Source organism: Pinisolibacter sp. (assembly GCF_036782435.1).
GTDB lineage: Bacteria > Pseudomonadota > Alphaproteobacteria > Rhizobiales > Ancalomicrobiaceae > CALBKH01.
In genome coordinates this window covers 1-24,531 of sequence record NZ_DAIPZB010000055.1, presented here as the reverse complement: position 1 = coordinate 24,531, position 24,531 = coordinate 1, and the positions used below count along the sequence as shown (strand labels likewise).

Below are 24,531 nucleotides of genomic sequence, written 5' to 3'. Positions count from 1 at the left end.
CACATTAAACGCATCAAATCAACATGATGGTCCAACCGCGCACAGGTCTCATGATCGGCATCCCGCGCCTTCGCGCATCCCGACATTCTTCGAATACGAAAAGGCGCGGCCCCTGGGGAGTGGACCGCGCCTCTGTCGTCTCGGGCCCGCCGTGACGTCACCGGCCGGGGAGAGCGGTGAGGGTCGTCAGGGCCGCCGAGCAACTCGCCGGACCTCGTTCGCGTGCGCCGGGGAGCCGACACGCGGTTCGAGAGGGACGTCCGCCGAGCGGGGAGGGGAGAGTGCCGGGGCGGGCGCCCCGGCGGGAGATCAGAAGGGCATGATCACGTCGAGGAACTGGGTGCCGTAGCGCGCCTGCTGGACGTCGGTGATCTGGCCGCGGCCGCCGTAGGAGATGCGGGCCTCGGCGATCTTGGTCGATTCGATGGTGTTGTCGGAGCCGATGTCCTCGGGCCGGACGACGCCGGCGACGATCAGTTCGCGCACCTCGAAGTTCACCCGGACCTCCTGGCGACCCTCGATCACCATGTTGCCGTTGGGCAGGACCTGGGTGACCAGCGCGGCGACGTTGGTCTGCAACTGCTCGGAGCGGTCGACCGAGCCGGTGCCTTCGGCCGAGGTCTTGGTGGTGTTGGCGATCAGGTTCGAGGACGTGGCGCCGGTCTTCTTGATCAGGCCGTCGATGGCGGCGCCGGGCAGGCCGCCGACGCTGGTCGATTCGGTCTCGGTGCGGCCGCGGGCGGTGTCGTTGGCGATCTTGGCCTTGTCGGTGATCACCACCTGGACGGTGAGGATGTCGCCGATGCGGTGGGCGCGCTGGTCCTTGAAGAAGGCGCGCGAGCCCTGCGACCACAGCGATGCCGGAGCGTAGGCCGGCGGGGTGGGGGCCGGCATCGGCATCGACACCGCCTTGTAACCCGCCTTGGCGGTGGGGTCGTCGATCGAGGAGAGCTTCGGCGATTTGCCGATGTCGCCGAGACGGTCCCACGAATTTCCGCAGGCCGCGAGCGGCAGGGCGGCGAGGACGACGAGTGCCGCGGGTGCGAGCGGGGGCAAACGGAGACGCATCACGGGGTGTTCCTTCCGATGCTGGCGACGGTCTTCGGACCGGCGGAGACGACGACCTTGCCGGGACCCGCCACGGTGGCGTGGACGGTGCGCTTGGACTGCGGATTGAGGACGTCGACGAGGTCGCCGAGCGCGCCCGAGCCGAGCGCCTGGCCGCGGGCGGTGACGGTGAGGCTCGAGGTTTCGAAGACGATGGTGACGCTGTCGCCGCGGGCGACGACCAACGGCCGGGTGAAGTCGCCCGGCGAAACCGGCTGGCCGGCGCGCAGCGAGCGGCGGGCGGCGAGGCCGACGATCTGTTCGGGATCGGTGGCGCGTAGGGCGCCGACCTGACGGCGCGGCTGGCGATCGATCACCACGTCGTCGCGACCGGCGACGTCGCCGCGGGCGAGCGCCCGGGTGAGGGTGACGACCCGGACGGTCTCCACCACTTCGCCGCGCAGATGGAGGCGATCGTCGCCGTCGCCGCGGGCGACGTGGAAGAGCGCGTCGAAGCGACCGTTCTGCGGATTGTGGGAATAGGAGACGAGGCGGACCGGTTCGGCGGCGCGCAGATCGGCGCGCCGCGGCTCGACCGGGGCGTCGAAGGCGACCCGCAGGTCTTCGAGGGAGGTCTCGCCGTCGGTGCGCGCCACGCGGCGCAGCGTCTCGGCGGCGATCAGGCGGGCGAAGTCGTCGGCCTCGACCGAGCGGGCGAGGCGCGTCACCTGGACCTCGACGAGGCCGCCGGTGTCGGCGTCGACGAGACCGGCGGTTCGAGCGAGTTCGACGACCCGGCGCGCCGAGACCGGGCCGGTGGTGCCGAGGTCGGGCGAACGGAAGAGCGCCACCGCGGCTTTGTCGCCGGGGTTCTCGAAGAAGTCGCCGATGGTGACGACGGCATCGGGGATCGCCACCTCGGCGCGCAACGTCGGCCGCAGGCGGGTTTCGCCATGGGCGATGTCGCGCCCCAGCGCCGACATCAGCAGCGAGAAGACCACCGCGAGCACCACGGCGCCGAGCAGGCTGCGCAGCAGGCGGCGGCCGGCGTCGGAGGAGCAGTCGAAGAAGGAAACCGGGCGGCGGTCGAAGACGGAGATCTTCATGGTGGCGTCCTCACTTCGGGCTGACCGAAGCCGACATCATCTCGTCGGCGGCGCGGATGACGCGGGAGTTCATCTCGTAGGCGCGCTGGGCGGCGATCAGGTCGGAGATCTCGGCGACGGAGTTGACGTTGCCGGCTTCGAGATGGGCTTGCAGCAGGGTGCCGTAGCCCTCGTCGCCGGGATTGGCGACCTGGGGCGCGCCGGAGGAGGCGGTCTCGACGAAGAGGTTGTTGCCGATGGCTTCGAGGCCGGACTTGTTGACGAAGCGGGCGAGCTGGAGCTGGCCGATGGTGGTGGGCGCCGAGGCGGTCCCGACGGTGACCTGAACCACGCCCTGGGCGTTGACGGTGAGGCCGGAGGAATTGGCCGGGACGGTGATGGCCGGGTCGACCTGCCAACCGTCGGCGGTGACCAGCGTGCCCTTGGCGTCGAGTTCGAAGGAGCCGTCGCGGGTGTAGGCGGTGCGACCGTCGGGCAGGAGGACGCGGAAGTAGCCCTCGCCGCGCACCGCGACGTCGGTCTCCTTCTCGGTCGAGGAGAGCGTGCCCTGCGAATGGATGCGCGGGGTGGCGGCGGTGCGCACGCCCGAGCCGATCTGCACGCCGGTCGGCAGGATGTTGCCGCTCTCCGACGTCTGGGTGCCGACCCGGCGCATGTCCTGGTAGAGCAGATCCTGGAAGTCGGCGCGCTGGCGCTTGAAGCCGGTGGTGCGCATGTTGGCGACGTTGTTGGAAATGAGCTCGACGTTCATTTCCTGGGCCATCATGCCGGAGGCGGCGATCCTCAGAGCCTTCATCTCGTCTCTCCCCGTCCTCAGGCCACCTGGCCGAGCTTCTCGATGGCGTTGCGACGCAGGTCGTCGACGTTGCTCATCCAGTTGGCGATGCTCTGATAGCTGCGGCCGACCTCGATCAGGCGGCTGATCTCCATGACCGCCTTGACGTTGGACTTCTCGATCTGACCCTGGACGACGCGCGGCAGGGTGGCGGCCTGCGGGTTCTGTCCCTCGAACAGGGTCTCGCCGACCTTCTTCAGTTCGCCGGCATCGGCGAAGTCGACGATCTTGAGCTTGCCGCGCACACCCTGGTTGGTGGAGATCGTGCCGTCGGCGGCGATGGTGATCTTCGACTCGTTGGGCTGGAGCGTGAGCGGGCCGCCGTCGGTGAGGACCGGGTTGCCGTCGCGGGTCTGCAGGGTGCCGTCGGGGCCGACGGCGAAGGATCCGTTGCGGGTGTAGCGCTCGCCGGCCCGGGTCTGGACCGCGAACCAACCCTTGCCGTCCACCGCGACGTCGAGGTCGTTGCCGGTGGTGACCATCTGGCCGGGACGGAAATCGTAGAGGTTGCCGTCGTCGAGGACGAAGCTGATCGGCCGATCGGGCCGGCGGAATTCGGTCGCGGCGGCCGGCGCGAGCTTCTGCTCCTTCACCAGCAGGGCCTGCGCCTTGTAGCCGAGCGTGTCGACGTTGGCGACGTTGTTGGCGATCAGGTCGAGTTCGCGGCGCAGCGTCAGCTGTCGCGACAACCCGACGAGTTGCGCGTTTTCCATATCTCTTTCCCCAGCGACCGCGGCGAACTCCCCAGCCCTTCGCGGTCGGATTAGTGATCGCAAGCGCCGTGCCAGAGTCTCTGTTTCAATGAAAACAACGTGTTGACCCATGCCCGGCGGAGGCCGACGCCCCGTTCGACCGGGCATTTCCTGCCGGGCGGAAGGGTGGGAGGGAATTGTTTACCGAGGTTGCCGAGGGGTTAATTTTTACCAGTCGTTAACCAATCGCTCTTTAGATCTTGTGCACGAGAGGGACTCGTGTCCGAGCGGGGAATGCGATGGCCAAGAAGCCGGCCAAGGAGACCGAAGCCGAACCCGGCGCCGAGGGCGCGGAAGGGGAAGGCGGGTCGTCGAAGAAGAAACTGTTCATCATGATCGGCGCCGGTATCGGCGCGCTCGTGGTGCTCGGTGGCGCCGGCGCATTCTTCATGGGAGCCTTCTCGCCCAAGCCGAAGCAGGAAGTCGCTCATGCCGAGCCGGTGAAGACGACGATGTACGTCGATCTGCCGGACATGACGGTGAACCTGTCGACGGTCGACCAGCGCGCCGCCTATCTGAAGGTCAAGGTCAGCCTCGAGGTTTCGGACAAGGCGACGGTGGAGAAGATCACGCCGGCGCTGCCGCGGGTGCTCGACGCCTTCCAGGTGTACCTGCGCGAACTGAGGACCTCCGATCTCGACGGGTCCGCCGGTCTCTACCGGGTGAAGGAGGAACTGCAGCGGCGCATCAACACGGCGATCTACCCGACCAAGGTGGACGCGGTGTTGTTCAAAGAAATCCTGGTGCAGTGAGGATCGACCGATGGCGCAGCCGGAAGAAGACCTCGAAGACATCGACGCCGCCTGGGGCGCTGCGCTCGCCGAGCAGAAGAACGAAGGCGACGAGGACGACGACCTTTCCGCGGATTGGGGCGCGGCACTCGCCGAGCAGGGGGTGGAGGGCGCCGACGAGCTGGCCGCCGGTCTCGCCGGCTTCGACGACGCCGAGTTCGATCTCGACAGCGCGACGCGCGGCGGCGACCGCATCCTGAACCAGGAGGAGATCGACAACCTCCTCGGTTTCGATCTCGACGAACAGATCGCCTCGGAGCAGTCGGGCATCCGGGCGCTGATCAACTCGGCCATGGTCTCCTACGAGCGTCTGCCGATGCTCGAGATCGTGTTCGACCGCCTCGTCCGCCTGACCACGACGTCGCTTCGCAACTTCACCTCCGACAACGTCGAAGTGTCGCTCGACAGCATCACCTCGGTGCGTTTCGGCGACTATCTCAACTCGATCCCGCTGCCGGCGATCATCGGCGTGTTCAAGGCCGAGCAGTGGGACAACTTCGGCCTGGTCACCGTCGATTCGAGCCTGATCTATTCGATCATCGACGTGCTGCTCGGCGGTGGCCGCGGCACCACGCCGATCCGGGTCGAGGGTCGGCCCTATACGACGATCGAGACCAACCTCGTGCGCCGCATGATCGAGGTGGTGCTGAACGACGCCGAACTCGCCTTCGCGCCGCTGTCGCCGGTCAAGTTCAACCTCGAACGGCTGGAGACCAACCCGCGCTTCGCGGCGGTGTCGCGGCCGGCGAACGCGGCGATCCTCGCCGAGTTCCGCATCGACATGGAGGACCGCGGCGGCAAGATCGAAGTGCTGATCCCCTACGCGACGCTCGAACCGATCCGTGACCTGCTCCTGCAGATGTTCATGGGCGAGAAGTTCGGCCGCGACCCGATCTGGGAGGGGCACCTCGCCACCGAGATCCACGCCGCCGAGATCTCGGTCGACGCGGTGTTGTTCGAACGCGAACTGCCGCTCGGACGGATCCTCGAACTCGAAGTCGGCCAGACGCTCGTCTTCGACGTCGGCCCGCGCGATCCGGTCACCATCAAGTGCGGCGGGGTTCCGCTCACCGAAGGGCAGATGGGGCGAGCGGGCGAACACATCTCGATCCGCGTCGATCGCAACCTGCGACGTCCCAAGATGACATTGGCCGCCTTCGAGAAGGCCGCCTCCCAGAAGGAGATGCAGCCGTCATGATGATCCCGTGGATCGACATCGCCATCGAGGGCCTGGTCGCGGTGTTGCTGGTGCTGACCATCGGCTACTGCATCCTGCTCGACCGCCGGCTGCAGCGCCTGCGCGCCGACGAGGCCAATCTCCGGGCGACCATCTCGGAGTTGCTCACCGCCACCGAGATCGCCGAACGCGCCATCCTCGGTCTCAAGGAGACGGCGTCGGACTGCGACAAGTCGCTGGCGCAGCGGCTGCGCGAGGCCGAGTTCTTCTCCCGCGAGATCGAGAAGGAGATCGGTGAGGGCGAGAAGCTGCTCAACCGCATCATCCGCATCACGCAGGCGGCGCGCGGAACGGCGCTCGACGAGCCGGCGAGCGAGCCGCGTGCGACGCGGGCCGCGGTCGCGCCGGCGCCGGTGGCGGCGGAAGCCGAGGTGCGCACCGCTTCCCGACTCGGTGATCTGCGGGCGCGCGTCTCCGAAGCGACCGCCCGCCTCGGCCAGATGAAGCGCCATCAGACGGGAGAGGCCGCATGAACCGGGTCCGCCTGCTTCCTCTGGTGATCGCCGCTGCGGTGACGCTCCTCGGCCTCAAGGTCGCGGAGTTCACCTGGGGCGGTCGCCTGAAGATGGCGGGCGGCCGAAGTATGGAAGTGGTCGGCATCGATCCGGTCTCCGGCAAGGAGGTCGACATGATCGTCACCGGCTCTGCCGGCGGCGGCGGTCATGGCGAAGAGAAGAAGGCCGACGGACACGGGGGCGCGGAAGGTGCACCGCCGGCCGATCCGAAGAATTCGGTGACGCCGTCGAAGGTCGATACCAAGGTCAGCGGCGACAAGCCGGTGGAGGCGCGGCCGATCGCCGGTCAGGAACTGCTCTCCGAACTCGAGATCCTCCAGAAGCTGTCGGAGCGGCGCAAAAAACTCGAGGAGATCGAGCAGTCGTTGCAGATGCGCGAGGACCTGCTCAAGGCGAGCGAGGAGCGCATCGGCAAGCGCGTCGACGAGTTGAAGAGCCTCGAGGACAAGATCGGCGGTGCGGCCAAGGCCAAGGAGGAGGCCAAGGTCAAGGAGCTCGCCGATCTCGTGAAGATGTACGAATCGATGAAGGCCAAGGATGCGGCGCGGGTCTTCGACAAGCTCGACATCGCGCTCGCCGCCGATCTCGGTCGGCAGATGAACCCGAAGAAGCTCGGCGACATCGTCGCCAAGATGTCGGCCGAGCAGGCGGAGAAGCTGACGGTGGAACTCGCCAACAGGCGGGGAGCGGAAGTCGCGCCCGCGCAGCACGTCCTGCCGAAGATCCAGGGCCGCAGCGGCTGATCTCGCCGCCGTTCGACGAGCGCGCCGGCGCACTTAACCGCCTGTTCACCGCGATCACCTAGCCTCGGTCCATTCGTTTGCGGCTGGATCGTCGACCGTGTTCTCGCGTATCGCGTCTTTCTTTTCGGATCGGACGATCGTCCGGCGTCGTGTGCGCCGGGCCGGCGTCGCGGCGGTGTCCGCGGCGGTCGCACTCCTCGTCGTTCTGCTCGCCGCCACGGTCACGGCCGCGCCGGCCTCGGCGGAAGACCGCGCCGCGGATGCCGAGGCGACGCTCGAGAAGGGCTTCGGCCGTCTGGTCATCACGTTCCGTGATCGCAAACTCGTGCCGCAGTTCAACAGCCGCATGTCGAACGGCGTGCTGGTCCTCGACTTCGTCGAGCCGGTGGCGATCGATGTCGAGCGGGCGGTGGCGACGTTGACGCCCTATGTCACGGTGGCGCGGCGCGATCCCGGCGGTCACGGTCTGCGCATGGCGCTCGCCCGCCAGGTCAAGGTCAACACGATGGAGGCCGGCGAGAAGCTCTTCGTCGACTTCCTGCCGCAGAAGTGGACGGGCGCACCGCCGCCGCTGCCGCCGGAGGTGGTCGCGGAACTGGCCAAGCGCGCCGAAGAGGCGATGCGCAAGGCGCGCGAGGCGGAACTGGCGCGCTCGGGCAACCGTATCCAGCCGCGTCTCGATTTCCGTATCGGCCGGTTGCCGACCTTCTCGCGCTTCTCCTTCGGCTGGAACCTGCCGTTCGACACCAAGATGTCGCGCGAGGACGACCGCGTCACCGTCGTCTTCAATCACTCCGCCAAGATCGACCTGTCGCAGATCGACCTCGACCCGATCCCGGGGCTGAAGGAGGTCTTCGCCGACGGGGCCGACGACAGGCTCAAGGTGGTGTTCACGGTGGCGCACGATGCCGACGTGCGCGGCTTCCGCGACGCCGACACCTATGTCGTCGACATCGTTCATTCGGGTCCGCCGACCAATCCCGGCGAGGCGGCGGTGCGCAGGGTTCTCAACGAGGGCGCCGGAAAGGGTCGCGACCGGATCGCGCTGCCGGGCGTTTCTCCGGCGTCGGAGGCGGAACCGCAAGGCCGGGCGGTGGTGCCGGCCGCCGAGGCCCCGATGGAGCCGACGGCTTCTCGGCCGGCGCCCGCGCCGGCGAAGGCGGCCCCGGCGGCGACGCCTCCGGTTTCGATCGCCGCGCCCGAGCCCGCTGCGAGGGCGATGCCGGCGGCGGCGGCCCCGGCCGCACCGGCGCCGAAGCCGGAACCCGCCGCTCCGGCCGCCGATGCGATGGTGCGGACCCGGGAGACCGCGTTGCCGGCGGGCGATGCCGCGCCGAAGCCGGTCGACCCTCCGGGAGGGTCGCCGATGGCCGTCGTCTCGGATGCGCCGGCCGGTGAACTGCCGGCGGTGGCGGTGCCGCGTCGCGCGGTGGGCGAGCGGCTGCCGGTCCGGGTCGAGGCCAAGCGCATCGGCAACATCGTGCGGATGAACTTCCCCTTCCCGGCGCGGATCGCCGGCGCCGCCTTCAAGCGCGACGAGACGCTGTGGGTGGTGTTCGACACCGACGAGGTGATCGACATCGAGGCGGTCGCTCCCAATCTCGGGCCGCTCGCCCACAAGGTCGCCCTGGTGCGCTCGAACGGTTGGCAGGCGCTGCGCATCCGGCTCACCGAACCGCTCCTGACGACGCTCGGCGCCGACGGCAACAGTTGGGTTCTGACCATCGGCGAGATGGTGCTCGAACCGTCGCGTCCGCTGAAGATGCGGCGCCACGTCCGGGCCGACGGCAACGCTTCGCTCAAGATCGATCTACCCGACGGTGGCACCGTACACGACATCACCGACCCGGATGTCGGTGACCGCATCTCGGTGGTGACCGCCCATGGACCGGCGCGGGGCCTCTTGAAGGTGCAGACCTTCGTCGACGTCGAAACCCTGCCTTCGGCGCACGGTATCGCCCTGATTCCGCACGGTGACGATCTGCAGGTGACGCTCGAGAACAGCGTCGTGACCATCGGCAAGGAGCGAGGGCTCAGTCTGTCGACGGGAAGCTACGACCGGTCCGACGGACCGCTCCCCAGGACCCAGACCGGGATCCACCGCATTCCGGTCGACCCCGCCACGTTCGACCGCTCCGATGCGCCCGGTTTCGAAGACCGGGCGCGAGAGCTTCTCAAGGCGGTGATCGAAACCCGCGACGGTGCGCGTCGACAGGCGCGGATCGATCTCGCCGAGTTCTACATCGGTCACCGTTTCGCACCGGAGGCGCTCGCCCAGTTGCGCATCCTGGCACAGGAAGAGCCGGGTGCGATCACCGATCCCGGCTTCATCGTGCTCTACGGTGCGGCGCAGGCGCTGGCCGGTCGCGGCGCCCAGGCGCGGGAGGCGTTGAGCCGTTCCGAGGTGCAGGAGAATTCCGACGGGGCGCTGTGGCGGACGATCGCCGCCTCCGATCAGGCCAAGTGGGACGAAGCACGCGAGAACGCCCTCAAGGCGACCGGTGTGCTCGGCGCCTATCCGCGGCCGATCCAGAACCTGTTCAATCTCGCCGCGGCGGAAGCGGCGATCGAACTCAACGATTTCGGCAACGGCGAAGCCCGCCTCGCCGAGATCGAGACGGAATCGCTCACCTCGGATCTCGCCGGCCGGTTCGAGAACCTGCAGGCGCGGCTGGCCGACGCCGGCGGGCGCACCGAGGACGCGGCGACGCGATGGAGCCGTGCGCGGGCGACCGGCGACCGGCGGGCGCAGGCGGAGGCCGACTATCGCGAGACCCGGGCGCTCAAGCGCGACGGCCGGATCAGCCGGGAGGAGGCGATCGATCGGATGAAGTCGCTCGCCTTCGGGTGGCGCGGCGACGAGATCGAACTGCGCACATTGCGCTTCCTCGCCGGACTGTTGGCCGACGGCGGCCAGTATCGCGACGCCTTCCAGTCGATGCGCTCGGCCTTGATGGTGGCGCCGAATTCGGAGACGACGCGGCTCCTCCAGGATGAGATGGGCCAGCGCTTCCTCGCCCTCTATCTCGACGATGCCGACAAGGCGCTACAGCCCGTCGAGGCGCTGGCGCTCTACTACGACTTCCGCGAACTGGTGCCGATCGGCCGTCGCGGCGACGAGGTGGTGCGCAAGCTCGCCGATCGGCTGGTCGCCGTCGACCTCCTGCCGCAGGCGGCCGAGCTCCTCTCCTATCAGGTCGACAACCGGCTCAAGGGCGCGGCGCGGGCGCAGATCGCCGCCGATCTCGCGGTCGTCCATCTGCTCGACCGCAAGCCCGACAAGGCGCTCGCGGTCCTCAACAAGACGCGCCAGTCGCAGCTGCCGCTCAGCCTGGAGCGTCAGCGCCGTCTGGTGGAGGTCCGGGCGATGGCCGATTCGGGCCGCTTCGAGACCGCGCTCGAGCTTCTGTCGTCGCTTTCCGGCAACGACGCGCTGCGCCTCAAGGCCGACATCCTGTGGAAGGCGAAGCGGTGGCGCGAGGCCGGCGAGCGGCTCGAGGCGATGCTCGGCGGGCGCTGGTCCGACCGGATGCCGCTCGACGATCAGGACCGTCAGGACGTGCTCCGAACGGCGATCGCCTATGCGCTGGCCAACGACCAGCTTCAGCTCGAGCGGCTGCGCGGCAAGTTCATGGCCAAGATGGCCGACAGCCCGAACGCCCACACCTTCGACGTCGTGACCCGGCCGATCCAGAGCCAGGGCAGCGAGTTCCGCTCCATCGCCAAGGAGATCGCCTCGGTCGACACGATGCGGCGCTTCCTCGAGGAATACCGGGCGCAATACCTCGATCCCAAGGCGACGACGGTGGCGCCCGATCCGGTCCCCGAGGCGCCGAAGCCCGCAGTCCCGGCCAAGCCGGAAGCCAAGGTCGATCCGGACAAGGGCGCGTCGAAGAAGCCGGCGCAGGTCGCCGCGGCCGATCCCGGCGCCACCGCCTCGCCGAAGGCGGAGGAGAAGAAGGCCGGGCATTGAGGTGGGCGCGCCCGTGGCGCGCCTCGGCTTCACCCGAAGCTCTTGACCAGGCTCCCGGCCACCAGATTCCAGCCGTCGACCAGGACGAAGAAGATCAGTTTGAACGGCAGCGAGATGGTCGCCGGCGGCAGCATCATCATGCCCATCGACATGAGGATCGAGGCGACGACGAGGTCGATCACCAAGAAGGGCAGGTAGAGCAGGAAGCCGATCTCGAAGGCGCGGCGCAGCTCCGAGATCATGAAGGCGGGGATCAGCACCCTGAGGCTCAGATCCTCGGGCTTCTCGGGCGGAGCGGTGCGGGCGAGTTCGAGGAAGAGGGCGACGTCCTTCTCGCGCACCTGGGAGCGCATGAATTCGTGGAACGGCGGGGTGGCGCGCTCGTAGGCCTGATCGAGTTCGATCGAATTCTCGGTCAAGGGCTTGATCGCCTCGTCGTAGGCACGGGTGAAGGTCGGCGCCATGACGAAGGCGGTGAGGAAGACCGCCAGCGACACCATCACCGAGTTGGGTGGTGCGGTCTGCAGGCCGATGGCGGTCCTGAGCAGCGACAGCACCACGACGATACGGGTGAAGCTGGTCACCATCACGACGATCGACGGGGCGATCGACAGCAGCGTGATCAGCGCCACCAGTTGGACGGCGCGCTCGGAGACGCTGGTGCCGGTACCGAAGTTGATCGAGATGTCCTGCGCCGACACCGGGCCGACGCCGAGCAGCAGCCCGGCGAGGGCGAGGAAGAAGGCGAGAAGCGTCGCCCTGCCGGCGGCTCCGGCCGCCACGCGCCAGACACCGGCTCCGGCCGCCACGTGCCGGACACCGGCTCCGGCCGCCACGTGCCCGATGCCGGCCGCGATTCCGCACGCGTCGGCGGACGCGACGAGCGGGGCGTGGTCGGCGTCACGGGCGTCGTCGGCCGGAGCGGTCATCGCCGCGGTTGTCCGGAGATCTCGGCGAGAAGGCGTGCCATCTCTTCTTCGAGTTCGTCGATGTGCATCTGGCCGGGCACGGAGACGGGCGGTGCGACCGGCGGGGCCTCCTCGGCGGGCGCTTCGGTGGGTTCGTCCACCAACTCGACCGGCGGGGCGGGCTCGCTCGGCGGAGCGACCTCGCTCTGCGGCGCTTCGGTGTGGGCCTCGACCGGCGGTTCCATCTTCGGAGCGACTGTGGGCTCGGCGGCGGCCGGCGGCGGTGTGCGCTCCGGTTCGGGCGACGAGACGACGAGGTCGAGTTCGGAGAGAAGATCGATCTCCGGTCCCGACGCCGGTGCCGGCGCGGCCGGAGCGACGGCGAGATCGGAGAGGGCGCGTTCGATCTGGTCGGCGATCGAGACCTGATCGGAGACCGGGCGTGCCGGTGCCTTGGGCGCGACGACTTCGGCGGCGACCGCGGCGCTCGCCGCAGCGGCCACCGCGGTGACGGGGGCGAGACGCGGAGCTTCCTCGGCCTTCGGCTGTGCCGCCGGGCGGACCGGCGCGGCCGGCTCGGCCGCCGGCCGTTCCGTGGCTTCCGGCTTGCTCGGCTTCGGCGGCTCGACGACCGGCTTCGGCGCTTCGGCGACGGGCGACGGAGCCGGTTCCGCGACGGGCGGTTTCGCCGGCTTTGGCGGCGGCGGGGTACGCACGGGAGCGGGCGCCGCGGGCTCGACCCGCGGAGCGGCGGCGGCCTTCGGCGGTTCGGCCGCGGCTGCGGTTTCGGTCGGGCGGATGGCCGGGCCCGGCTCGGCCGGTGGCCGGGCGCCCAGGGGCGCAGGCTGGCCGAGCGGTGCGTCGAAGCTCGCCTCGGCGACCGGTGGGCGAGGGGTGGCGCGCGGCGGCGGCTCGCCACGATCGGTCTCGCCGCGGTTCAGCCGCGAGCGCAGCAGGGCACCGGCACCGGCCAGAGCGGTGCCGAGCGCGGCGGCGCCGGGCAGCGATCTCGCCGGCGCGGCCTCCTCGGGCGGCGGGGGCGGCGGCGCCTGGGTCACCACAGGGGCGGCGGGACGGGCGGCGACGGTCGGCGGGCCCTTGAGGATGCGGCTCTCGACCAGGAGGTCGTTGGGGCCGCCGATCATCACCAGATGCTCGACGTCGTCGCGGCGGAGCAGGAGAAGACGACGGCGCCCGTCGACCGGTGCGGCGTCGACCACCGACAGGCGCTGGCCGCGCGAGCCGAGGTGCATGCGACCGGAGAAGCGGCGGAACACCCAGGCGAGGACGACGAGCAACAGGACGACCACGAGGAGCGCCAGGATCATCTGAACGGCCCGACCGCCGTCGGACCCGAACTGGGTGTTCAGCCAATCCCGAAAAGAGTTCATCCCTCGCTCCCCGCCTGCGGGCGACGCGCACGCCCATCGTCTTCGAGGGCCGCGCGAATCTGTCCCGTGTCCAGATGTTAAACAAGATCGGCGAATTTTGCCGGGCACCCTCTTCGCCGTTTACCGAAACTTCACCGAAAAGGCGAGCCTCGACCGTCGTTTCGCCGCTCCCGTACCGCAACGGGATGGGGCGTTAACGGTCCGTTAACCATGTACCGGGAAGATCCTGCCGAGTGTTCGTGGCCGTGGACGAGGAGGCGAGGATCTCGGATGGCGATCGGCGACCTGAAGCTGGTGGATGCGTTGCGGACGAAGATGCAGTGGCATCAGGCGCGTCAGCGGGTTCTGGCGGAGAACGTCGCCAACGCGGACACCCCGCGCTATCGCGGCAAGGACCTGAAGGCTCCCGATCTTCCGGCCGCCGCCGGGATCGGCAGCGACGGGCGGTCGGCGATGCGCTCGGGGCGCGTCGCTTCGGTGTCGCTGGCGGTGACCCAGCCGGGGCATTCCGCCGGCCTGGGAAACCGCAACGGCTTCAAGACCGATGCGACGCCGCGCTTCGAGGTGACGCCCAACGGCAACGCCGTCGACCTCGAAGAGGAGATGGCGAAATCGGCCGAGAACCAGCTCGACTATCAGACGGCCGCCTCGCTCTACCAGCAGTCGATGTCGTTGATCCGCACCGCACTCGGACGCAAGTGACGCCGCCGCGGGATCGCGGGTGAAGGAGAACGGTCATGCCGATGGAATTCGACCAGTCGCTCAAGATCGCCGCTTCCGGCCTCAGGGCGCAGTCGGGGCGGATGCGGATCATCGCCGAGAACATCGCCAATGCCGATTCGACGGCGCGCACCGCCGACGGCGATCCCTATCGGCGCAAGGTGCCGACCTTCACCTCGACCTTCGACAAGGAACTGGGCGCCCGCACCGTCGGGCTCGGCAAGGTCGAACGTGACAGGTCGGACTTCAAATCGCGCTATGAGCCGGGCCATCCGGCGGCCGACGCCAACGGTTACGTCAAGTATCCCAACGTCGAAACGCTGGTCGAATCGGTCGACATGCGCGAGGCGCAGCGCTCCTACGAGGCCAACCTCAACATCGTCACGGCGACGCGGCGGATGATCCTCAGGACCCTCGACATCCTCAAGGCATGAGCCGCGGGCTCCGCCCCACCCGAATTTCGATCCGGAGAGATCCCATGTCCACCGCCGCCGTCGCCGCCAATGCCTATCGTGTCGCTCAGGGGCTCGCGAATCGTCCCGAAGCGCGTCAGATTGCCGAGACGGCCAAGCCGGACTTCGGTCAGATGGTGCGTCAGGCGATCGGCGACGTCGTCGACCAGGGCCGGCAGGCGGAGAACAAGTCGCTCGCCTATGCGAGCGGCAAGGCCGACGTGGTCGACGTGGTGACGGCGGTCGCCGAGACGCAGACGGCCTTCGAGACGATGGTGACGCTGCGCGACAAGGTGATCGCCGCCTACGAGGACATCATGAAGATGCCGATCTGAGCGCGGCTCGGCATCGGCGCGACGAGGGAAGGGCGAGCCGGTGACCGGCCCCGACGTGATCGACATCGCCCGAGACGGCATCTTCACCCTGGTCCTGGTGGCCGGGCCGGTGATGCTGGTCGGTCTGACGGTCGGCGTCGTCGTCGGCCTGCTCCAGGCCGTCACCCAGGTGCAGGAAGCGACCCTCGTCTACGTCCCGAAGATCCTCGCCATCTTCGCCACGATGCTCCTCGCCTTTCCTCTGATGGGCGCGACGATGGCTTCCTACATGGAGCGGATCGTGGCGCGGATCGCTTCGGGCGGCTGAGGAGGCGGGCGTGACGATCCGGCTCCTGCCCGAAGTGGCCGTCCTCTACATGCTGGTCTTCGCGCGGGTCGGCGCCATCGTCATGCTGCTGCCGGGCATCGGCGAGACCGCGGTCAATCAGCGCGTCCGCCTGACCATCGCACTCTTCCTCGCTCTGCTGCTCCATCCTCTCGCCGCGCCGCTCTATCCCAGCGGGCTCGCGACCAAGCCGGCGGCGGCGGCGGTGATGCTCGTCGGGGAGATCGCCATCGGCCTGTTCATCGGCATGGCGAGCCGGCTGGTGCTCGCCGCGGCGCAGGTCGCCGGCACCACCATCGCCAACCAGCTCGGCCTCGGCTTCGCCATGACGGTCGATCCGACCCAGGGCCAGCAGGGGGTGATCTTCGGTAATTTCCTGTCGCTGATGGCGGTGACGCTGATCTTCGTCACCGATCTGCACGTGCCGGCGATCTCGGCGGTGTCGTCGAGCTTCACCCTGTTTCCGCCGGGGCAGTGGGTACCGGTCGGCGACTTCGCCGAGACGACGGTGCAGCTGGTCGCCGAGTCCTTCAAGGTGGGGCTGCAGATCTCGGCGCCGTTCCTCGCCTTCGGTCTGATCTTCAACCTCGGGCTCGGCATGCTGCAGAAGATGATGCCGCAGTTCCAGATCTTCTTCGTCGCCATGCCCCTGTCGATCGGCGTCGGACTGGTCCTGTTCGGACTGGTGCTGGCGTCGATGATGGCCTGGTACCTCGATCACGTGCGCGACGGCTTCGCCCGTCTGGTGGTGGGGTGAGCCGTGGCCGAGGACAAGGACGACGACGACAAGACGGAAGACCCGTCCCCGAAGAAGCTCGACGAGGCGATCAAGCGCGGCGACGTGGTCAAGAGCCAGGAGCTCTCGACCTTCTTCGTGCTGTCGGCGGCGACCGTCTTCGTCGCCTTCATGACGCCCGGGCTGTCGCGGGATCTGGCGAAATCGCTCACCGCCTTCTTCGATCACGCCGGCGACATCACGCTCGACTCGCGCTCGCTCGGCGACATCTATCTGCGCATCGGACTGATCGCCGGCGCGGCGCTGGCGCTGCCGGCGCTGCTCTTTCTCGCCGCCGGCATCGCCGGTTCGGCGATCCAGCACCGACTGCTCTTCACCTTCGAACCACTGGTTCCGAAGCTTTCGAAGGTCTCGCCGCTGGCGGGGCTGAAGCGCATCTTCTCGGTCGAAGGCGCGGTCAACGGGCTCAAGGGCGTCGTCAAGATCGTCGTCGTCGGCTTCGCCATGGCGCTGGCGGTGCAGCCCGAACTGAAACGGCTCGACACCATCGTCGCCACCGACACGGTCGGACTGATGGCGGTGGTGCGCGACATCGCCGTCAAGATGATGGGCGCGGTGCTGATCGTCATGGCGTTCGTCGCCGGGCTCGACTACTTCTTCCAATATCGTCGCTGGTTCAAGCGTTTGCGCATGACTCGCGAGGAGTTGAAGGAAGAATACAAGCAGACCGAGGGCTCGCCGGAGATCAAGGGCAAGATCCGCCAGATGCGGCAGGCGCGGGCGCGCCGGCGGATGATGGCGGCGGTGCCGAAGGCGACGGTGGTGGTCACCAATCCGACCCATTATTCGGTGGCGCTCAGGTACGAGGACGGCATGGGGGCGCCGCAGGTGGTGGCCAAGGGCGTCGACGAGATCGCCTTGAAGATCCGCGAGGTGGCGAAGGCGAACGAGGTGCCGATCGTCGAGAATCCGCCGCTCGCCCGCGCCCTCCATGCCCAGGTGGAGATCGACAAGGAGATCCCCGAGGAGCACTACAAGGCGGCGGCCGAGGTCATCGGCTTCGTCATGCGGCTGAAGCAGCGCGGCGGACGGTGACGGCGCCGCCGAGTCGCGTGAGGTGCACCCTACGGGCTTGTTCCGGACCGCGGTTCGGGCAACCTTCGGCGATCGGGTGCGACGGGAGATTCGCCGAGCGACCGCCTATGCGCGGACGGGCGACTCCGGGGCGGGTGACATGGCAGACGAAGACGACATCGACGGCGCATCGGCCCCGGTCTTCGACCGGCAGGCGAGGACCGGCAGCATCGGGCTGCTGGTCGGGCTGGCGCTGTCCTTCGTGGCGGCGGCGGCGGTGCTCGCCATGGTCAAGCCGGAACAGGCCGCGCCCTACGTCCAGATCCTGCTCGGTCTCCTGGCGGTGGTCGGCGTCTTCGCGCTCTTCGCCGGCGCCATCGGGCTCGTCCGCTTCGGCGTGAAGCCGCAGGGGCGGTCGCTGGCGCGGGTCTTCGTCGACAGCTTCGACGAAGGCGTGCTGGTCACCGACGACCAGGGGCGCATCGTCTATTCGAACGCGGCCTACGCTCAGTCGACGCGGGCGGCGAGCGCCGCCGATCTCAGAACCATCGAACGCATCTTCGCCGGCAACCAGGACGCGGCGGAATCGATGTTCCGCCTGTCGGAGGCGTCGCGGACGCGGACCGCGGCGGAAGCCGAGATCCGCACGGCGCTGCCGATCGGGGCGAGCGACGGCGGGGCGCGGTGGTACCGGGTCAAGGTGCGGCCGCTCGCCTTCGTCGCCGATCGCGGCGCCGAGGGGCACCGGCTGACGGTGTGGCGCATCGCCGACATCACCAAGGAGCGCGACGCGCAGGAATCGAGCTTCCAGGAGCTGCAGCAGGTCGTCACCTTCCTCGACCATGCTCCGGCCGGCTTCTTCTCGGCCGACGCCTCCGGCCGCATCACCTATCTCAACGCCACGCTCGCCGACTGGCTCGGCTTCGATCTCGCCAAGTTCGAGGCCGGCGGGATCCGCCTGAAGGACATCGTCCAGGGCCAGGGCATGGCGCTCATCGCCGACGTGCCGGCGGACGGGCGCACGGCGATCGTCGATCTCGACTTCGTCAAGCGCAACGGTCAGTCGTTGCCGGTGCGCCTCCTTCACAAGGTGCCGGTGTCGGCGTCCGGCAAGCCCGGCGACAGCCGCACCCTGGTCATCAACCGCTCCGCCGGCGAGGACGCCTCCGAGACGCTCAGGGCGGCGGAGGTGCGGTTCCAGCGCTTCTTCAACAACACGCCGATCGCCATCGCCGAAGTCGGTCGCGACGGCGCGATCGGGCGCACCAACGCGCCGTTCCTCAAGCTCTTCGGCGGCGCCGTCCGCGCGAGTGCGGTGGGCGAACGCGGCACTCTCGCCGAAACGGTGGTGGAGGCAGACCGGGCGAAACTCGCCGAGGCGCTCGACGCGGCGGTGGCCGGGCAGGGCGACATCGCGCCGATCGACGTGCAACTCGTCGTCGACGATCCGTCGAAGAAGCGCGCGGCGCGGTTCTTCGTCTCCTCCGTCGCCGACGGGTCGGAAGCCGGGGCGGCGGCGATCGTCTATGCGCTCGAGACGACGCAGCAGCAGGAACTGGAACAGCGGTTCGCGCAGTCGCAGAAGATGCAGGCGATCGGCCAGCTCGCCGGCGGCATCGCCCACGACTTCAACAACGTGCTGACCGCCATCATCGGCTTCTCCGATCTGCTTCTCGCCAGCCATCGGCCGAGCGATCCGGCGTTCCAGGACATCATGAACATCAAGCAGAACGCCAATCGGGCGGCGGCGCTGGTGCGCCAGCTGCTGGCGTTCTCGCGACGCCAGACGCTGCGTCCCGAGGTCGTGCACTTCGGCGACACGCTCGCCGATCTGCACATGCTGCTCGGCCGCCTGCTCGGCGAGAAGGTCGGGCTCGAGGTGGTGCACGGGCGCGATCTGTGGCCGGTCAAGGCCGACACCAGCCAGCTCGAGCAGGTGATCGTCAATCTCGCGGTCAACGCCCGCGACGCCATGCCGAACGGCGGCAAGCTGACCATCGCCACCCGCAACGTCACGGCGGACGAGAAGCTGCCCTATGCGACGTTGGGCATGCCTTCGGCCGACTACGTGCTGATCGAGGTCGGGGACACCGGCACCGGCATCCCGAAGGAGATCATCGAGAACATCTTCGAGCCGTTCTTCACCACCAAGCCGGTGGGGCAGGGGACCGGCCTCGGGCTCTCCACCGTCTACGGCATCGTCAAGCAGACCGGCGGCTTCGTTTATTGCGACAGCGAGGTCGGCCGCGGCACGACCTTCCGCATCTTCCTGCCCCGCCACGTCGAAGCGCCGGAGAGCGAGGCCGCCAGGGCCGCCGGCGAGGCGCAGGCGACGGCCCACGCGGCGGCGGTGACCGACCTCACCGGATCGGCGACGATCCTGCTGGTCGAAGACGAGGAGGCGGTGCGCGCCTTCGCCAGCCGAGCGCTCGCCTCGCGCGGCTACACCGTGCACGAGGCGGGGACCGGCCAGGAAGCGCTCGAGGTGATGGAGGAGGTCGGCGGCGAGATCGATCTCGTCGTCTCCGACGTGGTCATGCCGGAGATGGACGGACCGTCGCTGTTGCGCGAGCTCAGGAAGCAGCGGCCCGACCTGAAGATCATCTTCGTCTCCGGCTACGCCGAGGACGCCTTCGCCCGCAACCTGCCGGAAGGCGAGAGCTTCTCCTTCCTGCCGAAGCCCTTCACCCTCAAGGCCCTGGCGACCGCGGTGAAGGAAACGCTGGGGCGGTGAGGGTGGTCCGCCTCACATCGCGAACACCGTCTCGATGAGCGAGGGGTGGCCGTGGATCGCGGGGGTCGGGCGGGTGACGCGGGCGGCGAAGTCGGCGGCGGGCATCGGGCGGCCGAACAGCCATCCCTGCGAGTAGCGAACACCGGCGGCGTGCACGAGGGCGTGTTCGCCCTCGGTCTCGACCCCTTCGGCGACCACCTGGAGAGCGAGCGAGGCGGCGAGATTGCCGACGGCTTCGATGATCGAGCGGCACTGGGGACGGGTGTCGGCGCCGGAGACGAAGGACCGGTCGATCTTGATGCGGTCGAAGGGGAAGCGCATCAGGTAGGAGAGCGAGGCGTAGCCGGTGCCGAAGTCGTCGAGGGCGAGGCGGACGCCGAGGCCGCGCAACGCGTGCATCGTGCTCGCGGCCTCGGGCTCGCACAGCACGGTCTCGGTGACCTCGAGTTCGAGACGGTGCGGCGCGACGCCCGTCCGGGCCAGCGCCCGGGTGACGGTGGCGACGATGTCGTCGCTGCCGAATTGCAACGCCGAGAGATTGACCGAGACGCAGACGTGGCTCGGCCACGACGCGGCGGCGGTGAGCGCGGTCTCGAGGATCCATTCGCCGAGCGGATGGACGAGGCCGCTCTCCTCGGCGACCTCGATGATGCGCTCGGGCGAGATGCTGCCGAGGTCCGGGTGGTTCCAGCGCAGCAACGCTTCCGCGCCTTGGACGGCGCCGGTCGCGGTGTGGACGATCGGCTGGAAAGCGAGTTCCAGTTCGCCGCGGCCGAGGGCACGGGAGAGATCGCGCACCAACTCGCGACGTTCCGCCTCGCGGGCGTCGAGGGCGGGCGTGTAGATCTCGATGCGGTGGCCGCCGGCGGCCTTGGCGGTGCGCAGCGCCCGGTCGGCGCGGGCGAGAACATCGCTCGGATCGGTACCGTGCTCGGGGGCGCGGGCGATGCCGATGCTGGCGCCGACCTCGGCCGCGACGTGGCCGAAGCGATACGGGCGGGTGATCTCGCGCTTCAGATCGGCGGCGAAGCGCGCCACCTGATCCATGTCGATCGCCGGCATGAGAATGGCGAACTCGTCGCAGCCGAGGCGAGCGACGCGGCCGCCCGGTCCGGCGGCGGCGACGGCCCGGCCGGCGACCGCCACCAGCAGCGCATCGCCGACGGCGTGGCCGAAGAGGTCGTTGACCTTCTTGAAGCGGTCGAGGTCGACGAGCACCACCGCCTGGGGCAGAGCGTCGTGGCCCATCCGGCCGGCGGCGAGTGGCGCCAGCCGCATCGCCAGTTCCTCGTCGAAGGTCACCCGGTTGAGCAGACCGGTGAGGACGTCGCGACGGGCCAGTCGATTGGCGTTCTCCTCGGTGCGACGGCGCTCGGTGATGTCCTCGTGCGTGGCGACCCAGCCGCCGTCGGGGAAGGAGCGTTCGTTGAGTTCGATGATGCGGCCGTCGCGCATCGACAGTTCGATGCGGCACGGACCGTCGGAGACGGACGCCGCGACGCGCTTGCGGCGATTGTCGGCGCCGTCGAGCAGGCCGATGCCGTTCCAGTAGTCGAGAAGCGACGCGAAGGGCGTGCCGACGCGGGCGAGTTCCGGCGGCAGCCGATAGATTTCGGCATAACGGCGGTTGCACATCACCAGCCGTTCGTCGGCGTCGTACATGACCAGCCCCTCGCTCATGTTGTCGAGCGCGGCATGGATGGCGGCCGGCGGAATGGCGGCGAGATCGTGCGGGGTGGTGGCGATGTGACCTTCGGCGCCGAGGATGCGCGGCAGCCGCGTGTGGCGCTTGCGGCGATCCCGCAAGACGGCGGCACCGAGGCCGGCCAGGGCGAGGGCGACGGCGGCGAGCGACCCGAGGCCGGGGTCGATCCAGGGTGTGGTGAGCGAAGACAGGGGTTCCACGGCGCCGGCGTGGGTCGTGCCGGCGACGAGGAGCCCGACGAGGGTTCCGCCGAAGACGAGGGAGTTCGCCACGCTCCCGCTGACCATCACTCTACCGCGTTCGTCCATCCCCGATCGCCGTCCCCTTCGCAGCCCGACGTCGTTTCCGGTCTCGGGCTCATGCGGCGATCATGCCGAGAAATTCTCAACAAATTGTTCGATGAAATCGATGCATCTCAGGTTGTGTACACCCGGGCGGTTCGTAGTGCCGGCGCAGAACTTACTCGAGGTGAGGTATTCAGATTGTGACGGTTGTCGTTCGACCTTACGCAACGGCGAGAGCGACGGCGACTTCGGCGGCGAGGCGAGCATCGGCGAGGATCAGGGCGCGGTTGGTGGCGAGACTGCGGCCGTCGGTCAACTCGACGATGCGGGCGAGCAGGCGCGGTGTGACGTCCTTGGCGCGCACCCCGGCGGCCTCCACCTCCCGAACCGCACGGGTGATCACCGCTTCCATCTCGAGGCGCGGGATCTCCGCCTCCACCGGCACCGGATTGGCCAGGAGCAGGCCGCCGTCGATCCGCAAGTCGCGGCGGGTGCGCCAGAAGCGGGCGAGGTCTTCGGCCTCGTCGAGGCGCAGCGGCACCGGCAGTCCCGACGACCGCGACCAGAAGGCGGGGAAGTCGTCTGTGCGCCAGCCGACGACGGGAACGCCACGGGTCTCCAGCACCTCCAGCGTCTTTCCGAGATCGAGGATCGCCTTGGCGCCGGCGGAGACGACGATGACGGGGGTGCGGGCGAGTTCGTCGAGATCGGCGGAGATGTCGAAGCTCGTCTCGGCGCCGCGATGGACGCCGCCGATGCCGCCGGTGGCGAAGACCTCGATGCCGGCGAGATGGGCGGCGATCATGGTGGCGGCGACGGTGGTCGAGCCGGTGCGGCGTAGGGCGACGGCGAAGGCGAGGTCGGCGCGCGACAGCTTCATGACGTCTCGGGCGCGCGCCAGCCGTTCGAGGGAGGCGTCGTCGAGGCCGACGCGGATCGCCCCGTCGAGAACGGCGATGGTGGCCGGCACGGCGCCGCCGTCGCGTACCGCCGCCTCGACGGCGCGGGCGGTCTCGAGGTTCTGCGGGAACGGCAGGCCGTGGGTGACGATGGTCGATTCCAGCGCCACCACCGGACGGCGCTCGGCGAGCGCGGCGGCGACGTCCGGCGAAAGGGCGAGGTGGGGCCGCGACATTCTTCTTCTCCGCTTCGGCTGCGCCGCGAGCATAGCCGCGGCGGCGGGCCGACGGGAGGGGTCTGCGGCGCGGCGCGGGTCTCAGCCGGCGAGGCGGAGGTTGTCGCGGATGCGGCGGGCGATCTCGTCGTAGGCGGCCTTCAGGGCGGCGCCGTCGGCGGCGTCGAAATAGGCGCGGGCGCCGCCGGGCAGCGTCGAGGCGCAGGTCGAGAGAGTGGTCTTGACCTGCGGATCGGTGACGTCGAAGCCGACGGTGTAGACGGTGATGCCGGCGCTCTTCATGCCCTGGCAGAGGGCGACGGCGCGGGCGTTGGCCTGGGCCTTGGCGAGGCCGTCCATCGCCGGCGCGCCCGAGCGATAGACGGTGTTGTAGAGGCCGTCGGTCATCAGCACGGCGATCTTGGCGACGTCCTTGCCGGCGGGGGCGGCGGCGTTCGCCGGCCAGGTGGCGTTCCACTTCGACGACAGCGTGTACCAGGCCCAGGCGGTGCCGATGTGGCCGGCGGTGGTGCCGGTCGCCGAGAGGCCGGTGACGGACGAGAGGACCGCGGTGCGGTCGGCGGAGAGGGGGGCGATGGCGTTCTTCGGGCAGGCCATGTCGCTCGGGCGGGGGAGCGGCGCGGCTGCGGGGGCGAGATCGTCGGTGGCGCCGAGGCCTTCGCGCTCGACGACGCAGGAGGCGCTCGCGCCCGCGCTGACGCCCGCGGCATAGGCGCCGGCGTTCACGCCTTGCGAGAAGGGGACGGTGGCGATGCGCACCTTGCCGGCGGCGAAGCGGCCGCCCGCCGGCATCAGCGTGTCGACGAAATCGCCGGCCGCCTTCTTCAGGCTGACGATCTTCGCCGGGCCGCCGGCCTTGGGCGCATTCGCCATCGAGCCGGTGACGTCGAACATCATCGAGATCTCGAAGTCCTTCTTGTCGAGGACGGCGTGCGAGGTGGCGGCGACGTCGAAGCGGGCGACGCCGGCGAGGCGAGTGAGCGTCGTCTCGATCGCCGTGGTGGCGGTGAGGCCGATGCCGCGACCGCCGGCTTCGCTGACGAGGGCGAGATCGGCGGTGGCGACCCGGGCGATGTCGGCCGAGGCGTAGTTGGCATCGAAGCTCTTGCGGGCGACCGTCGCGAGGTGGGCGCGATCGGTCTCGCCGTGTGCCTGGGCCTGAGCGGCGGCCAGCGCCGCGGCGTCGACCGCCTGCTGCAGATCGGAGCGGACGAGCGAAGCGCGCGACATGTCGACCGCTGTGCCGGTCGCCACCGCCAACGGCAGGATGGCGAGGGCGAAAGTGGTGCCGAGCGAGGCTCGGCGATCGCGGCCGAGGCGGCGGGCGAGGGCGAGGAAGGTGCGCGCGGGCGAGGTGAGCATGGCCGATCTCCGAGGGGTCCGGAGACGGTGACGGCGCAAGCGCGATGCCGCGGCGGTGCGCGGGCCCGCTCGAGGCTGGTAAAGCTTTGAAAAGACGAGATGTCGTCGCGGGCGGTGGTTTACGGAAAGTTACCGCGATCGCAGGAAGTCCGGGGGTATCGGCGACCGGCCGGCGGCGATGTCTCGAGAAGATACGAACGTGGTGTGCCGGAATGGGACGGGTGGGGAACGGCTTGCGACGGATAGGAGTGTGTCGAGGCCGGCGGAATAGACGGGAAGGTCCGGTGGACCTCCCCGCGCGACGAACGCCCGGAGCGTCATGAGACCTGTGCGCGGATAGCCCTCGACGACCGTCTACTGACGTGATTCAC

Annotated in this window: 21 protein-coding genes; 12 read left to right on the top strand and 9 right to left on the bottom strand. The window is 69.2% G+C overall.

Annotation, left to right across the window (positions count from 1 at the left end; genetic code table 11):
• Positions 1-309 precede the first annotated feature (309 nt).
• The 4 genes from flgH to flgF are packed head-to-tail and all read right to left on the bottom strand — an operon-like array spanning position 310 to position 3,701.
• A complete protein-coding gene (flgH, locus tag V7Q42_RS18630; RefSeq protein WP_442958232.1) occupies positions 310-1,071 on the bottom strand; it encodes a flagellar basal body L-ring protein FlgH in 762 nt (253 codons plus the stop codon).
• A complete protein-coding gene (gene flgA, locus V7Q42_RS18625; RefSeq protein ID WP_333825671.1) occupies positions 1,068-2,153 on the bottom strand; it encodes a flagellar basal body P-ring formation chaperone FlgA in 1,086 nt (361 codons plus the stop codon). Before flgA ends, flgH begins: the two co-directional genes overlap by 4 nt.
• 10 nt (positions 2,154-2,163) lie before the next feature.
• On the bottom strand, positions 2,164-2,949 hold the full coding sequence (gene flgG, locus V7Q42_RS18620; protein WP_333825670.1) for a flagellar basal-body rod protein FlgG: 786 nt from the start codon (positions 2,947-2,949) through the stop codon (positions 2,164-2,166).
• 17 nt (positions 2,950-2,966) lie between these two features.
• Complete coding sequence (gene flgF, locus V7Q42_RS18615; RefSeq protein WP_333825669.1) at positions 2,967-3,701, bottom strand: flagellar basal-body rod protein FlgF; 735 nt, start codon at positions 3,699-3,701, stop codon at positions 2,967-2,969.
• A gap of 278 nt (positions 3,702-3,979) precedes the next feature.
• On the opposite strand from flgF, the gene V7Q42_RS18610 reads away from it, so the two are divergent.
• From V7Q42_RS18610 to V7Q42_RS18590, 5 genes are all read left to right on the top strand, one after another.
• Positions 3,980-4,492, top strand: coding sequence for a flagellar basal body-associated FliL family protein (locus V7Q42_RS18610; RefSeq protein WP_333825668.1), 513 nt, complete (start codon positions 3,980-3,982; stop codon positions 4,490-4,492).
• Positions 4,493-4,502: 10 nt separating this feature from the next.
• Positions 4,503-5,729 (top strand): flagellar motor switch protein FliM, encoded by a 1,227-nt coding sequence (gene fliM, locus V7Q42_RS18605; RefSeq protein WP_333825667.1) that lies wholly within the window; start codon positions 4,503-4,505, stop codon positions 5,727-5,729.
• The gene (locus V7Q42_RS18600) at positions 5,726-6,241 is read left to right on the top strand and encodes a DUF6468 domain-containing protein (protein WP_333825666.1); all 516 of its coding nucleotides are present in this window, start codon (positions 5,726-5,728) and stop codon (positions 6,239-6,241) included. The genes fliM and V7Q42_RS18600 overlap by 4 nt, the downstream gene beginning before the upstream one ends.
• Positions 6,238-7,026 carry a MotE family protein gene (locus V7Q42_RS18595; RefSeq protein ID WP_333825665.1) on the top strand — a complete coding sequence of 263 codons (789 nt, stop codon included), beginning with the start codon at positions 6,238-6,240 and terminating at the stop codon, positions 7,024-7,026. The genes V7Q42_RS18600 and V7Q42_RS18595 overlap by 4 nt, the downstream gene beginning before the upstream one ends.
• A 175-nt stretch (positions 7,027-7,201) precedes the next feature.
• Positions 7,202-10,999 (top strand): hypothetical protein, encoded by a 3,798-nt coding sequence (locus V7Q42_RS18590; RefSeq protein ID WP_333825664.1) that lies wholly within the window; start codon positions 7,202-7,204, stop codon positions 10,997-10,999.
• Positions 11,000-11,028: 29 nt separating this feature from the next.
• On the opposite strand, the gene fliP is transcribed toward V7Q42_RS18590, so the two are convergent.
• Both fliP and V7Q42_RS18580 read right to left on the bottom strand, forming a co-directional pair.
• Positions 11,029-11,781: a flagellar type III secretion system pore protein FliP gene (gene fliP, locus V7Q42_RS18585; protein ID WP_442958233.1), complete on the bottom strand. Its 753-nt coding sequence runs from the start codon at positions 11,779-11,781 to the stop codon at positions 11,029-11,031.
• Positions 11,782-11,924: 143 nt separating this feature from the next.
• On the bottom strand, positions 11,925-13,298 hold the full coding sequence (locus V7Q42_RS18580) for a hypothetical protein (protein ID WP_333825663.1): 1,374 nt from the start codon (positions 13,296-13,298) through the stop codon (positions 11,925-11,927).
• A 270-nt stretch (positions 13,299-13,568) separates the two neighbouring features.
• On the opposite strand from V7Q42_RS18580, the gene flgB reads away from it, so the two are divergent.
• The 7 genes from flgB to cckA all read left to right on the top strand — a co-directional run bounded on the left by flgB (position 13,569) and on the right by cckA (position 19,674).
• Entirely contained in the window at positions 13,569-14,000 is a 432-nt protein-coding gene (gene flgB / locus V7Q42_RS18575; protein ID WP_333825662.1) for a flagellar basal body rod protein FlgB, read from the top strand.
• A 41-nt stretch (positions 14,001-14,041) separates the two neighbouring features.
• Entirely contained in the window at positions 14,042-14,452 is a 411-nt protein-coding gene (gene flgC / locus V7Q42_RS18570) for a flagellar basal body rod protein FlgC (RefSeq protein WP_333825672.1), read from the top strand.
• 44 nt (positions 14,453-14,496) lie between these two features.
• A complete protein-coding gene (locus V7Q42_RS18565) occupies positions 14,497-14,805 on the top strand; it encodes a flagellar hook-basal body complex protein FliE (protein WP_333825661.1) in 309 nt (102 codons plus the stop codon).
• A gap of 40 nt (positions 14,806-14,845) precedes the next feature.
• A complete protein-coding gene (gene fliQ / locus V7Q42_RS18560) occupies positions 14,846-15,112 on the top strand; it encodes a flagellar biosynthesis protein FliQ (RefSeq protein WP_333825660.1) in 267 nt (88 codons plus the stop codon).
• 10 nt (positions 15,113-15,122) lie between these two features.
• Positions 15,123-15,887, top strand: a complete 765-nt coding sequence (gene fliR / locus V7Q42_RS18555; protein WP_333825659.1) for a flagellar biosynthetic protein FliR — start codon at positions 15,123-15,125, stop codon at positions 15,885-15,887.
• A gap of 3 nt (positions 15,888-15,890) precedes the next feature.
• Positions 15,891-16,961, top strand: coding sequence for a flagellar biosynthesis protein FlhB (gene flhB, locus V7Q42_RS18550; RefSeq protein ID WP_333825658.1), 1,071 nt, complete (start codon positions 15,891-15,893; stop codon positions 16,959-16,961).
• A gap of 139 nt (positions 16,962-17,100) precedes the next feature.
• On the top strand, positions 17,101-19,674 hold the full coding sequence (gene cckA, locus V7Q42_RS18545) for a cell cycle histidine kinase CckA (protein ID WP_333825657.1): 2,574 nt from the start codon (positions 17,101-17,103) through the stop codon (positions 19,672-19,674).
• A 12-nt stretch (positions 19,675-19,686) separates the two neighbouring features.
• Here cckA and V7Q42_RS18540 read toward each other — a convergent pair whose 3' ends face one another.
• The 3 genes from V7Q42_RS18540 to V7Q42_RS18530 form a co-directional block, all read right to left on the bottom strand.
• Positions 19,687-21,666: a putative bifunctional diguanylate cyclase/phosphodiesterase gene (locus V7Q42_RS18540; RefSeq protein ID WP_333825656.1), complete on the bottom strand. Its 1,980-nt coding sequence runs from the start codon at positions 21,664-21,666 to the stop codon at positions 19,687-19,689.
• A 217-nt stretch (positions 21,667-21,883) separates the two neighbouring features.
• Positions 21,884-22,798: a pseudouridine-5'-phosphate glycosidase gene (locus tag V7Q42_RS18535; RefSeq protein WP_333825655.1), complete on the bottom strand. Its 915-nt coding sequence runs from the start codon at positions 22,796-22,798 to the stop codon at positions 21,884-21,886.
• A gap of 81 nt (positions 22,799-22,879) precedes the next feature.
• Entirely contained in the window at positions 22,880-24,160 is a 1,281-nt protein-coding gene (locus V7Q42_RS18530; protein WP_333825654.1) for a pilus assembly protein TadG-related protein, read from the bottom strand.
• Positions 24,161-24,531 lie beyond the last annotated feature (371 nt).